The following is a 12166-nucleotide window of genomic DNA, read 5'->3' on the forward strand; positions in this document are numbered from 1 at the left end:
ACTGGGCCAACAACACCGTCACCGACTACGTTGAAACACCCGTCCCGACCGGGGCTGGTTCCAAGTAACCGAGCCTCCACGAAACCCGGGGCGATTCAATGAGAAGGTCAGGGGTTCGAATCCCCTCACCTCCACCAGCAAGCAAGAACCGGCAGGTCGNCTTTTCGGATCTGTCGCGCCGGGAGTTGCACGGGCGGGATGCACCGTGCTGGGGCGGTCTCGCTTACCCCGGGCATACCTCCGTCCGGTGGTGAAGCCGCGGAGGGCCTCCCGGGTGCTCCGGCCGAGGCGGTCCGAGGCCTCGGTCTCGAGGCCGGGTTTCAGGGCAGGGCCACGGCTGGGGTCGTTCGACCGATCCAGACCGGCCCGGTCCCCCGACGTGCCGGGGATCGCGCCACCTCACACCCGGAGACGGCCCGTCCTGGGACTCGGCCGTTGGATCGAGGGTGTGCGCGCCGTGGTGCACTGACCTGCGGGCGTCAGCGGCTGTCGTACTCGTCGCGGGCACGCAGGACTGTCTCGACGTGTTCTTCGGCCCAGCGACCGAGTGCGGCGAGCGGCTCGCGCAGCGTCCGCCCGAGCGCGGTGAGCTCGTACTCCACGCGTGGCGGCATCTCGTTGTACATGGTGCGGGTCAGGATCCCGTCGCGCTCGAGGTCGCGGAGGGTGTCGGTGAGGACCTTCCCGCTGATGCCGTCGACGGTCTCGCGGAGCGCGCCGAACCGCAGCGGCCCTTCGGCGAGCGCGATCACGATCATCGCGGTCCACTTGTTCGCGATCTTCGCCAGAGAGGTCCGTGAAGGGCAGGTCGCGACCATGACGTCCCAGGGTCGGTCGGACATCGAGAACTCCTTCGGTGGACAAGCCATTAGTTACGTTGAGGTGACAGGTTACCGGATGTAACCATCGGGTCTCACCCGGAACCTGAGGAGATCAAGATGTCCGAGCAGACCCCCGCCGCCGTGGCGGCCACCTACTTCGACGCACTCGGCCGCGGCGACGTCCCGGCAGCCATCGCGCAGTTCGACGAGGCCGTGGTCTGGCACCAGCCCGGTGCGAACCAGTTCAGTGGTGACCACGTCGGCATCGGCGGCGTGGGTGCCTTGCTGGGCGGGATGATGGAGACCAGTCAGGGCAGCTTCCAGCTTGCTGTGACCGGACCGGCGATGGTCAACGGGGACCTCGTCGCCGTACCGGTCCGCTTCACGGGGCATCGCGACGGGGTGTCGATGGACATGGCCGGCGTGGACCTCTTGACCGTCCGCGGCGGCAGGATCGTCGAGGTGCACCTCTTCTCCGAGGACGGTGCAGCTGAGGACCAGTTCTGGGGACGTCCCTGACCGTGGAGGACCAGGTGAAGCACACGCCGAGACCTGCACCGACCGCTGTGCTGGTGCGGGGCGCCCGCGGGCACAACCTGAAGAACGTGTCGGTGGACGTTCCGCTCGACGGGACTGCTGCACCAATGGGCGGCAGTTGACCTGCGCCCCTGAGGTGGCGGCGCTGGGAGGACCTTCGAATCCCTCACCTCCACCACAGCAGGCAGATGGGCACCGTCCTTGACGAGGATGGGTGCCCATTCGTCATCTGTGGGCGGATCTCGGATGCCGTGGACCCAACGACCTCCTTGCCGAATCACATGCGGAAGAATCCGGCCGGTCGACAGCCGAGGACAAGGGGAGCATGGCGTGAGCGATTACCGCTGGGAGCCGAGAAGGAAAGTCTGGACCCGCCCCGACCGCAAGGGTCCCCGACGGGCGGTCCTGTCAGCGAACCTGGCTGCCCTCCGCGATCCCGCTCCCGTCGAGTCCCACCCTCTCGCCACGACTGCCACCCGGGCAAAGGCCCTCGACCAGGCGATCGAAGAGGCTGTCCTCTCCGGGAGCGTCGTCCTGCAGAAGAGCGAGAGGTCGGCGATCCTCAGTCAGAAGAAGCCCATCACTCACTGGTGGCACATCGCCCTGTGCATCTTCACGGCCGGACTCTGGCTCACTCCGTACCTGATCATCGCCGTCACGCGAGGCGACATCCGTTACCGCCTCGAGGTCGACCAGTGGGGCCACGTGTGGCCCCAGCTCGCCTGACCGTCGAGGGCGCTGGACCCCTCGCCGGTCAGGCCCGCCCGAGGATGAAGTCCGACGCGCGCTCGCCGATCATGTAGCAGGGCGCGTTGGTGTTGCCGCCGGTGATGCTCGGCATGATCGAGGCGTCCGCGACGCGGAGACCCTCGATGCCGCGGACCTTCAGGTCCGGGCCGACGACGGCGCGCTCGTCGACGCCCATGCGACAGGTGCCGACGGCGTGCATGACCGAGACGGCGCGGCGGCGGATCTCCTCCGGGTCGTCCTTGGTGACGGCCGGGCCGGGGTAGATCTCCTCCTTCACCGACGAGCCGAAGACCGAGCTGGCCATGATCGCGCGGGCCATCTCGGTGCCCTCGGCGAGGACCTTGAGGTCGTCGGCCTCGGTGAGGTAGCCGTAGTCGATGAGCGGCGCGGCGGTCGGGTCGGTCGACGCGAGGCGGATCGTGCCGCGGCTCTTCGGGTAGATCAGCGTGGAGAAGACACCGAGCGACGGACGCGGGTCGGGCTTCTGCTTGCCGTGGTCGCCGGCGCCCGGGTTGGGGTAGCTCCACGGGATGGCGTGCAGCTGGATGTCCGGTACGTCGGTCGCGAGCGAGCTGCGCACGAAGCCCACCGACTCGAAGATCGAGTGGTTGAGGAAGGTGTCCTGGCCGAACATGTTCCTGACCATGCCCTTGAGGAAGTACGCCGGCGTCGACCTGAGGTTGATGGTCGAGAGCTGGAACGACAGCGGGTGGAACATGTGGTCGTGCAGGTTGTCGCCGACCGGCAGGTCCGCGACGCAGTCGATGCCGAGGCTCGCCAGGTGGGCAGCGGGACCGATGCCGGAGAGCATGAGCAGCTGCGGGCTGTTGACGAAGCCGCCGGAGAGGATGACCTCCTTGCCGGCCCGGATGGTGCGGCGGCCGCCGCCGCGGCCCTGGTCGATGACCTCGACGCCGACGGCGCGGGTGCCCTCGAGCACGACCTTCGTGGCGAGGACCTCGGTCTGCACCTCGAGGGTGCGGGGTGCGAGGTCGTGGACGTAGCCGCGGGTGGAGGAGTAGCGCACGCCGTCGCGCACGTTCTCCTGCATGATGGAGATGCCCTCCTGCTCCGCGCCGTTGTAGTCGTCGTTGATCTTGACGCCGAGGGCCTCGGAGGTCGCCTGGATGAACTGGTGCGTGCCCTCCTGGATGATCCGGCTGCGGGAGACCTTGATCGGCCCGCCCGCGCCGCGGTAGGCGTTCTCTCCGTCCTCGAAGTCCTCGGAGCGCTTGTAGGCCGCGTTGACGCTGTCGGCGTCCCAGCCGACGTTGCCCTCGGCGGCCCAGGAGTCGAAGTTGGCGCGGTTGCCGCGCACGTAGACCATGCCGTTGACCGAGCTCGAGCCGCCCATCACCTTGCCGCGGGTCACGAGCATCTCGCGGCCGCCGGCGCTGGTCTGCGGGGTCGACTTGTAGCCCCAGTCGAAGCCCTTCTCGAGCCGCTCGTCGAAGTGCATCGGTGCGCACATGCCGGGCTTGCGGGTCATGTAGCCGTGCATGCCCTTGGCGTCGGACTTGCCGGCCTCCAGCATGATCACGCTCGCGCCGGACTCGGCGAGGCGTGCCGCGACCGCGGCACCGGAGCTGCCCGAGCCCACCACGATGTAGTCGGCTTCGTTGCTGTACGTCGGGCGCTTGGCCATGTCGGGCTCCATTCAGTGCGGTCGTGCGTGCCCCACTATTATTGAGATGCACCGTCGAAAAAACAAGCAGTCGGCAACGACTGCTTGACCGACGCCGACATTTTAGAGACGGTAAGCCTGAAAAAGAACGGTCCGGGCGCCAGGAGGCACGGTGTACGACGCAACTGACGTCTTCGAGGCGGTGGACGACAACGTCGTCCTCTTCCTCGTGCTCGGCGCCGGCGCGCTGGCCTGCAACTGGTACTACTTCTTCGCCTGTGCGCGGCTGGCCCGCCGCGACCGCTGCGCGCCGATGGCGCTGTGGGCGACGACCGTGTTCATCGGTCACGATGCCAGCTACCTGCTCAACTACGACGACTGGTTCGTGACCTACGACCACTGGTTCCCGAAGCTGTTCTGGGTCGGGCTGATCGTCACGAACCTGTTCGAGATGGTCTTCTTCGTCCAGACCGTGCGGTACGGACGTCGCGAGCTCGCACCCCGGATGACCCAGAAGCAGTGGATCGCCTACTGCGTCGGTGCCCTCGTCACGGGCGTCGTGTTCTGGTCGGTGACGCGGACCTACCTCGACGACCCGCTCTACCTGATGACCTTCCTGGTCACCTTCGGCATGTGCGCGCCGGCGACCTTCGCGTTCATGGTGCGCCGCGGCGACCGCACCGGTGTGGGCGCCGACCAGCTGTGGGCCTACCTCGGCATCGGCGTCTTCTACATCGCTCTCACGACGGTCGTCCTCGGCGGCGCCTTCCGCGACCCGGTCTGGTTGCTCGGCAGCGTCGTCTGCGTCGCGCTGAGCGTCGGCCTGATCGCGCTGTACCGGCGGCTGCCGGCCCCCGGCTCGGTGGGCGTGGCGTGACCTACGACCCGCACTCCGCCCTCGCGGCGATCGACGACCACCTCGTGCCCGTCCTCGGGTTCTTCTCGATCGTGGCGGTGGCGACGTTCACCTACCTCGTCACCTCCTTCCGCGTGGCCGTGCGGGACCGGGCCTACGCCTGCGCACTGCCGGCGGTCGGCTGGTTCGCGGTCCACGACCTCGGCTTCGTCCTGCAGTACGACGACTGGTTCCACACCTACGACCACTGGTGGGTCAAGGCGTGGTGGGTCGCGCTGGTCGCGACCAGCCTCATCGAGCTTGCCCTCGTCGGCCTGGTGGTCAGGTACGGGCACGCCGAGCTGGCGCCGCACCTGTCACCACGGGCGTTCGCGCTCGGCGTGACGGGAGCGGTTCTCGGCATGACGGCGCTGTGGGTCCTGGTGAAGCGGTCGATCGACGACGACCTCTACCTGATCTCCTTCCCGATCACGGCCTTCTGGGCGGTGCCCTTCGGGACGGCGCTGCTGCTCCGCCGACGCACCCGGCGCGGTCAGTCGGTCGTCCAGCCGGCGTGCGTCGCGATCATCGTGGCCGGATTCCAGGGCGCCCTCTGGTACGTCGACGACTTCTTCCGCTCCTGGGAGTTCGTCGGCTTCACGCTCGCCGCCGTGGCCTGGTCGCTCGCGAACGTGTGGCTCGTCCGCACCCTGCCCGCGTGGCGCCCGGGGGAGGGCGCGTCGGCGTACGACTGGTGAGACCCCCAGACAGGACGACGCCCCGCGACGGGCCTGCCGGCCGCCGCGGGGCGTCGTTCGATCTCGAGGGTCAGCTCGAGGGTCAGGCAGCGTGCGAGGTGGGGTCCTGCTGGGCGCGCGGGTGCGTGAGCACGAGGCCGGAGATCTCGTCGCCGCAGGCGTCCGCGGCCATCGACGCCACCCCGGCGGCGTCGCCGTGGCCCACGATGACGATCGGGAGGCCCGGGAAGTCGGCGGCCGCGTCGTCCACCGTGCGGAGCACCTCGCCGACGGCGGAGGTGAGCATCCGGTCGCTCACGTCGACCTCGCACGTGAGGGTGACGGCGCCGGCGAGCACGACGTTGTCGACCGCGGCGTCGCACTGGCGCAGTGCGTGCGTGGGGGCAACCAGGACGACGAGCATGCGGGGGGTGGCCGCCTCGTCCCGAATCACGTGCACAGTCATGGCAGTTCACCTTTCCTCGTCCGGCCGGAGCGGGAGCCCCCGGCCTGCTCCGTAGTCTGTGACGGTCGTCATAGGCGAGGCATGGTGGGGAGTACGTAGATCACTACGTAGGTCCGTGGCGACGGCGAGCCCGTGCTCGCCGAGCAGCTCGGCCACCTCGTCGAGCAGGGCCTGGTGGCCGAGCTCCGAAGGCAGGGCGCCCGGCACCGACCAGAACTCGGCGTCCTCCGTGCCCGGGTGGGCGGCCAGGTCGAGCAACGCGCCGCCGAACCGCAGGTGCGCCTCGTCGAGGGCCGCGTTCGCCGCAGCGACGCGGGCGGCAGCGCCGGCCGCCGACGGCAGCCGGGACAGGACCAGCAGCGCGCCGTCGCGGACCAGCGCGGCGCAGGCGTCGAGCAGGTCGCGCCGGAAGGCCGTGGCGTCCCAGTCGGCGGAGCGGAGGTCGTGCCCGCCGACGGTCAGCAGGACGACGTGCGCGCGGTGGGCCACGGCGTCGAAGGCCTGCCTGCGCAGCACGTCGGCGACGCGCGAGCCCGGCGTGGCGGCGGCGTGGAACGAGAGGTCGTGGTCCTGGCCGACCGCATGGGCGAGCAGCCAAGCCCACCCGTCCGGTACGACGCCGGCGAGCTCGTCCCCGAGCGCGGCCAGCCGCACGTACCCGCGCAGCCTGCCCGTCGCGTCGGTCCGCGCGGGCACCCGCACGGTGCGTTGCCCGGTGTCTCGTCGGCCCATCGTCCTCACATCCTTCGCGCCTGGATGCCCACCGTCCTTCCAGCGGTCCCATCGACACATGCGGGCTACTACGTAGGAGGCTGCGCAAGAACGCCTGTCCGCCACCGGCGGGCGCGCTTGCGTGGGTGGGTGCGGCCGTGTGAGATGGGCGCATGGTCGTGGGGCGCGCGGCGGAGACCAATCCGCTGGTGGGAAGAAGGCGCGAGCTCGACACCATCAAGCGTCTTCTCGAGGGCCACCGGCTGGTCACGCTGACGGGTGTCGGGGGCGCGGGCAAGACCCGGTTGGCGCGGCGCGTCACCGCGGACCTGTCGCGCGTCTACAAGGACGCCGCGTGGATCGTCGAGCTCGCCGACGTCACCGACCCCGACCTGCTGGGCCACAGCGTCGCCCGCGCGATCGGCCTGCAGGTGAAGTCCGCCGACTTCGACCCGGCGCTGATCACCGAGTTCCTCGCCGACCGCCGCGCGTTGCTGACCATCGACAACTGCGAGCACCTCGTCGATGCCTGCGCGGACCTGGTCGAGGACATCCTCGACTCGTGCCCGGGCGTCCGGGTGCTGACGACGAGCCAGCGGGCGCTCGGCCTGCGCGCGGAGAGCCTGTTCCAGGTGCCCCCGCTGACCATGCCGACGGCGGGCGTCGACGTACCGGTCGAGGGGCTGGGGCAGTACGAGTCCATCAGCCTCTTCGTCGAGCGGGCCGCGGCCATCGAGCCCGGCTTCGCGGTGACCGCCGGCAACGCCCCTGCGATCGTCGAGCTGGTCCGCGCGCTCGAGGGCATCCCGCTCGCCCTGGAGCTCGCCGCCGCGCGGACCCGGGTGCTCTCGCCCCAGGCGATGGTCGAGCGGCTCGAGGACCGCTACCGGCTGCTCAACCGTGGCTTCCGCGGCAAGGTCCCCGACCGCCAGCGCTCGCTGGAGGCGTCGGTCAACTGGACCCACGACCTGTGCACCGAGGACGAGCGCCGGCTGTGGGCCGAGCTGTCGGTCTTCCGCGGCGGCTTCGGGTTCGAGGCCGCTGAGGCGGTCGCCGGCGCCGGGCTCGGCGACGCCTTCCTCGACGTCCTCGACTCGCTGGTCGAGCGCTCCGTCGTACGACGGGAGAACCTCGGCGACGGGGCCCGCTTCCGCATGCTCGAGACCCTCCGTCTCTACGGCGAGCGTGAGCTGGCGCGTGCCGGCACGACCTCCGACGTGCGACGCCGCCACCGCGAGCACTTCCTCGGCCGGGCCCGGCACTTCGGGGCGACCTGGACCGGGCCGGACCAGGTGGCGCTCCTCGGCGAGATGCACGCCGACCACGCGAACATCCGAGCGGCCCTCCACGACGCGATCGAGACCGGCGACACGGCCGACGCGCTGAGCCTGATCGCCTCGCTCGAGCAGTTCTGGATCACCGGTGGCTTCGTCAGCGAGGCGCGCCGCTGGCTCGACCAGGCCCTCGCCGGCGCCGAGTCCGCCGAGCGCGGACCCACGCTGTCGACAGGGCTCCGGGTCGCGGCGTGGTTCGCGCTGATGCAGGTCGACTTCGTCTCGGCGGAGGCGATCATGCAGGGTCTGCGGCTGCTGGCCGAGGAGCCGGCCGCCGCCGACGACCCGGTGACGCCCGCCGAGATCACCCTCGCCGAGGGCGTGCAGGCGGGCTGGACCGGCGACACGGCACGCGGGGTCGACCTGATCGAGTCTGCGGTCGAGCGCTTCGCCGAGGTCGACGACCTGTCGACGAGGTGCTTCGGCCTGGTGATCGGCGGCATGCTCGCCGGCTTCACCGGCGAGACCGAGCGTGCGCGGGCCGCACTGCTGCAGGCCGTGGCGCTGACCGAGGAGCGGTCCGAGCTCTACATGCGCTCGAACGGGCTGGCCATCCTCGGCGTGCTGAAGCTGGCCGACGGCGATGGTGACGCCGCGACCGCGACGCTGCGCGACGCCCTGGGGATGAAGCGGATCCTCGGCGACCAGCTCGGGACCGCGCTGACGCTGGAGTTCCTCGCCTGGGTCGCGATAGCCGAGGGCCGCGGCGAGCGCGCGGCGACGCTGATGGGCGCCGCCACCTCGATCTGGAACACGCTCGGGATCCTGCTCAACGCCCTGCCCCACTTCGCCGAGCGGCGCGAGCAGTGCGAGCAGGCCACCCGGTCGGTGCTCAGCCCTGAGGAGTACGAGCGCGCGATGGCCGCGGGCACGGCGATGGACCCCGCGGCCGCGATCGCCTACGGGCTCGAGGAGACGGCGGCCGCGCCCGCACCGGCGGCGGCGACCCGCGCCCGTCGTACCGAACCGGTGAAGTCGCCGCTCACCCGCCGCGAGCGGGAGGTCGCCCTGCTGGTGCAGGAGGGCCTGAGCAACCAGCAGATCGCCGAGCGCCTGGTGCTGTCGACGCGGACGGCCGAGGCCCATGTCGAGAACATCCTGCGCAAGCTGGGCTTCACCTCGCGCACGGCGATCGCCTCGTGGGTGGCCGAGCACCAGGACGAGGTCGCTGGCTGATCGTCCTGGCGGTGGTTGGGGTGCGAGCGTCAGCGAGCCTCGTGCGCTGGTTGAGGTGCGAGCGCCAGCGAGCCTCGAAACCTCTGGCCGTGGTGCTGGGACTGGCTCGTGCTGCTGGATCCTGTCGGGGTGGCTCCTGCGGGCGGCCGCGCGCCGCCACCCCCCCAACCGGGCGTCACCCGGCCGCCGACCCTGACCTGCGGCGGCACCCCCAGCAATCCAGAAATCACCAGTCGCCAAATCTCCTTGACGATGGCATACTGAGCCGTGCCGTCTCATAAATAGACCGGACGGCGAGGTTCTCGCCGCGAAGTCGAGGGGGATGGCCGGTGGCCGACGTGGGGTCCTGGGTCGATGTCGACTGGAGCGCGCACGTCCACGACGTGATCGTCGGCGGGCGGGTGGTGCGCTACGTCGACTACGGCGAGGGGTCGCCGCTGCTGCTCGTGCACGGGATGGCCGGGTCGTGGCAGACCTGGCTCCTCAACCTCGAGGCGCTCGGTGCGGAGCACCGCGTGATCGCGGTCGACCTGCCCGGCTTCGGCGGCTCCGAGCCGCTGCCGGCGGGCGCCGGGTTCTCCGGCTACCTCACCACGCTGCGCGGCCTGCTCGACGAGCTCGGCATCGACCGTGCCGCCGTCTTCGGGCACTCGCTCGGCGGACTGGTCGCGCTGAGCTTCGCGGCCGCTCGCCCCGAGCGCACCGCCTGCCTGGTGCTGGTGTCGGCCGGAGGCGTCGCGCTCTCCGCGGCCCGGCTGCGGGTGATCCAGGCGGCGTTCTGGCTGTTCCGGCTGGTGCTCCTCACGCCCGGGGTACGACGCGCGCTGGTCCGCGGCAACGGCGGCCGGTTCGTGCTCTCGCCGGCCGTGCACCACTGGCGCGCGCTTCCTGTCGCCCTGGTCGACCAGATGATGCCGCGCGCGATCGGCGCCGGCTTCATGGAGGCCGTCCGGCTCGGCAGCGAACAGCTCCGGGAGCTCGCGCCGGAACGCGTCGACGTGCCCGTGCTGCTGGCGTGGGGCCGACAGGACCGCATCCTGCCGCTCGCGGCCGCCCGCGACCTCGTCGCGCGGCTGCACCAGGCGCAGCTCGTCGTCCTCGATGACGTCGGGCACTGCGCGATGTTCGAGGCCGCCGACGAGTTCGACGCCCTCGCCCTCGACTTCCTCGAGAACCGGGGATGGACGACGCACAACGGATCCACGGCTGGGAGGTACGGCGATGGCACTGTCGGATGAGGAGATCGCGCGCGGACGCGCGGAGCTGGCGCACTGGGGGGAGCCGGAGCTCAATCCGCTCGACGCCCTGATGTGGCGCACCGAGCGGCCGCCGGCGGACTCGTGGACCGGTGTGGTCGTCATCGTGCTCGGCGAGACCCCGACCTGGGAGCGGATCAAGGCCGCGCACCGCTGGGGGATCCGGCTCGCGCCGCGGTTCGCCGAGAAGGTCGTGGAGCCGCTGGTGCCGACCGGCCCGCCGATGTGGACGACCGACGAGAACTTCGACCTCGACTACCACCTGCGCCGCGTCCGGCTGCCCGGTGAGGGCACGATGGCCGAGCTGCTGGAGTACGCCCAGGCGATGGCCGTCACGCCACTCGACCGGACCCGTCCGCCGTGGGCCGCGGTCTTCGTCGAGGGCCTCGAGGGCGGACGGGCGGCGTACCTGCTCCAGGCGCACCACGTGCTGATGGACGGAGCCGCGGCGACCCAGCTCTTCTCGCGCATCCTCGACCGCGAGCCCGACCAGGTGTACGACGTCGCGCCGGGCACGATCGAGCGGCCGCAGGTGTCGCGCAAGGACGCCACCGGCCATGGTCTGCGGTGGCAGGCCGGCGCTGTCGGCAAGGTGCTGCGCGGTGGCGCCAAGGCCGTCGGCCAGGTCGCGGCCGACCCGGTCGGGGTGGTGCGGGGTGCCGGTTCGTACCTGTCGTCGGTGCCGCGGGTGACCACGCCGCCGCCGCGCGCGGAGAGCGAGCTGCTCCAGCCGGGGCCGCGCACCAAGTGGCGCTTCGGCAGCCTCGAGTGCGACCTCGGTGACCTCAAGCGCGCCGCGAAGTCCGCGAACGGCACGGTCAACGACGCCTTCGTGTCGGCGATCCTGGGCGGGCTGCGGGTCTACCACGACCGCCACGGCACGACCCTGGGCGACGTACCGATCTCGATGCCGGTGTCGATGCGCCGGGACGACGACCCGATGGGCGGCAACCGGTTCACCGGTGCCTTCTTCTCGGCGCCGTCGGGCCTCGCCGACCCCGCCGACCGGATCCGCGCGATGCACGAGCGGGTGCTCAAGGTCCGCGAGGAGCCCGCGCTCGACATCATGAACAAGGTCACCCCGCTGATGAACCTCGCGCCGTCGCCGCTGGTCGCGGCGGCGATCTCCGGGCTCAACGCGGGAGCCACGCTCACCACCAGCAGCTGGCAGGGCGTGCCCTTCCGGACGTACTGGGCCGGCGTGCCGTTCGAGCGGATGTTCGTCTTCGGCCCGCTGCCCGGCACGTCCATGTGCGCCGCGCTGTGCACCCACGAGGGCATCTGCTGCATCGGGGTCAATGTCGACGGCGACGTCTTCCCGGACACCGACGTGCTGTGGGAGTGCCTGCAGGAGGGCCTCGACCAGGTCCTCGCGCTCGGCCGCTGAACCGCCGGACTGGTGGGGCTTTGACGGAGACGAGCCGTCCCGATATTCTGAGACGACAAGATTCAATAATCATTCCCTGAGGAGATCGCATGAGTGCCCAGCCGCGCGAGGTCGTCGCCGCGTTCTACGAAGCCGCTGCCGGGCGTGACGCCGCGGCGCTCGACGCGCTCCTCGAGGAGTCCTTCCACGAGGACGCGGCCGTGCACTGGCCCGAGGGCCTGCCGTACGGCGGCCGGGTCGAGGGCAAGGCCGTGCTGCGCAAGGTGTTCGCGGGCCTGGCCACGCCGAACCCGGGCATGGGCCCGGACGGTCTCGCGGTCACCTCGATCCTCGACGGCGGTGACCAGGTCGCCGCACAGGTCACCTTCGACTTCCTCGCCAACGGCTCGTCGATCCCCAGCGGTGCCCTCGAGCTCTGGACCTTCGAGGACGGCCTCGTCAAGGAGTGCCGCGCCTACTACTGGGACACCGCCGCGTGTCAGGACCTGCTGCGCTGACGGCTGCTGCCCGACGCGCGGACCAACCAAGGAGA

The 12166-nt window shown here is 70.8% G+C and carries 12 protein-coding genes; 8 read left to right on the plus strand and 4 right to left on the minus strand.

Annotated features, from left to right (window positions below; genetic code table 11):
- Positions 1-479 precede the first annotated feature (479 nt).
- The gene (locus ASE20_RS21050) at positions 480-842 is read right to left on the minus strand and encodes a winged helix-turn-helix transcriptional regulator (protein ID WP_056896550.1); all 363 of its coding nucleotides are present in this window, start codon (positions 840-842) and stop codon (positions 480-482) included.
- Positions 843-938: 96 nt separating this feature from the next.
- Between ASE20_RS21050 and ASE20_RS21055 the strand changes: the two genes are divergently transcribed.
- Together ASE20_RS21055 and ASE20_RS21060 are read left to right on the plus strand one after the other, a co-directional pair.
- Positions 939-1340: a nuclear transport factor 2 family protein gene (locus ASE20_RS21055; protein WP_056896551.1), complete on the plus strand. Its 402-nt coding sequence runs from the start codon at positions 939-941 to the stop codon at positions 1338-1340.
- Positions 1341-1688: 348 nt separating this feature from the next.
- Entirely contained in the window at positions 1689-2084 is a 396-nt protein-coding gene (locus ASE20_RS21060; protein WP_056896552.1) for a hypothetical protein, read from the plus strand.
- 28 nt (positions 2085-2112) lie between these two features.
- Here ASE20_RS21060 and ASE20_RS21065 read toward each other — a convergent pair whose 3' ends face one another.
- The gene (locus ASE20_RS21065; RefSeq protein ID WP_056896876.1) at positions 2113-3753 is read right to left on the minus strand and encodes a GMC family oxidoreductase; all 1641 of its coding nucleotides are present in this window, start codon (positions 3751-3753) and stop codon (positions 2113-2115) included.
- A gap of 151 nt (positions 3754-3904) precedes the next feature.
- Between ASE20_RS21065 and ASE20_RS21070 the strand changes: the two genes are divergently transcribed.
- Both ASE20_RS21070 and ASE20_RS21075 read left to right on the plus strand, forming a co-directional pair.
- Positions 3905-4609 carry a hypothetical protein gene (locus tag ASE20_RS21070; protein WP_056896553.1) on the plus strand — a complete coding sequence of 235 codons (705 nt, stop codon included), beginning with the start codon at positions 3905-3907 and terminating at the stop codon, positions 4607-4609.
- Positions 4606-5325, plus strand: a complete 720-nt coding sequence (locus tag ASE20_RS21075) for a hypothetical protein (protein ID WP_056896554.1) — start codon at positions 4606-4608, stop codon at positions 5323-5325. Before ASE20_RS21070 ends, ASE20_RS21075 begins: the two co-directional genes overlap by 4 nt.
- Positions 5326-5407: 82 nt before the next feature.
- Here the strand turns inward: ASE20_RS21075 and ASE20_RS21080 are convergent, their stop codons facing one another.
- Both ASE20_RS21080 and ASE20_RS21085 read right to left on the minus strand, forming a co-directional pair.
- The gene (locus ASE20_RS21080; RefSeq protein ID WP_056917916.1) at positions 5408-5770 is read right to left on the minus strand and encodes a hypothetical protein; all 363 of its coding nucleotides are present in this window, start codon (positions 5768-5770) and stop codon (positions 5408-5410) included.
- A 6-nt stretch (positions 5771-5776) separates the two neighbouring features.
- Positions 5777-6502 (minus strand): SGNH/GDSL hydrolase family protein, encoded by a 726-nt coding sequence (locus ASE20_RS21085; protein WP_157538331.1) that lies wholly within the window; start codon positions 6500-6502, stop codon positions 5777-5779.
- Positions 6503-6654: 152 nt separating this feature from the next.
- On the opposite strand from ASE20_RS21085, the gene ASE20_RS21090 reads away from it, so the two are divergent.
- The 4 genes from ASE20_RS21090 to ASE20_RS21105 all read left to right on the plus strand — a co-directional run bounded on the left by ASE20_RS21090 (position 6655) and on the right by ASE20_RS21105 (position 12131).
- Entirely contained in the window at positions 6655-8991 is a 2337-nt protein-coding gene (locus ASE20_RS21090; protein ID WP_056896557.1) for an ATP-binding protein, read from the plus strand.
- Between the two features lie 329 nt (positions 8992-9320).
- Positions 9321-10229: an alpha/beta fold hydrolase gene (locus ASE20_RS21095; protein ID WP_056896558.1), complete on the plus strand. Its 909-nt coding sequence runs from the start codon at positions 9321-9323 to the stop codon at positions 10227-10229.
- Positions 10213-11634 (plus strand): wax ester/triacylglycerol synthase domain-containing protein, encoded by a 1422-nt coding sequence (locus ASE20_RS21100; protein WP_056896559.1) that lies wholly within the window; start codon positions 10213-10215, stop codon positions 11632-11634. The genes ASE20_RS21095 and ASE20_RS21100 overlap by 17 nt, the downstream gene beginning before the upstream one ends.
- Positions 11635-11723: 89 nt before the next feature.
- A complete protein-coding gene (locus ASE20_RS21105; RefSeq protein ID WP_056896560.1) occupies positions 11724-12131 on the plus strand; it encodes a nuclear transport factor 2 family protein in 408 nt (135 codons plus the stop codon).
- The last annotated feature ends 35 nt before the right edge of the window (positions 12132-12166 follow it).

The organism is Nocardioides sp. Root240, assembly GCF_001428825.1.
In the GTDB taxonomy this organism is placed as follows: Bacteria; Actinomycetota; Actinomycetes; order Propionibacteriales; family Nocardioidaceae; genus Nocardioides.

Excerpts from the sequence above, each read along its gene's own strand:
- ASE20_RS21050 (WP_056896550.1), bottom strand. The coding sequence starts at position 842 with ATGTCCGACCGACCCTGGGACGTCATGGTCGCGACCTGCCCTTCACGG.
- ASE20_RS21055 (WP_056896551.1), top strand. The coding sequence starts at position 939 with ATGTCCGAGCAGACCCCCGCCGCCGTGGCGGCCACCTACTTCGACGCA.
- ASE20_RS21065 (WP_056896876.1), bottom strand. The coding sequence starts at position 3,753 with ATGGCCAAGCGCCCGACGTACAGCAACGAAGCCGACTACATCGTGGTG.
- ASE20_RS21080 (WP_056917916.1), bottom strand. The coding sequence starts at position 5,770 with ATGACTGTGCACGTGATTCGGGACGAGGCGGCCACCCCCCGCATGCTC.
- ASE20_RS21085 (WP_157538331.1), bottom strand. The coding sequence starts at position 6,502 with ATGGGCCGACGAGACACCGGGCAACGCACCGTGCGGGTGCCCGCGCGG.
- ASE20_RS21090 (WP_056896557.1), top strand. The coding sequence starts at position 6,655 with ATGGTCGTGGGGCGCGCGGCGGAGACCAATCCGCTGGTGGGAAGAAGG.
- ASE20_RS21100 (WP_056896559.1), top strand. The coding sequence starts at position 10,213 with ATGGCACTGTCGGATGAGGAGATCGCGCGCGGACGCGCGGAGCTGGCG.
- ASE20_RS21105 (WP_056896560.1), top strand. The coding sequence starts at position 11,724 with ATGAGTGCCCAGCCGCGCGAGGTCGTCGCCGCGTTCTACGAAGCCGCT.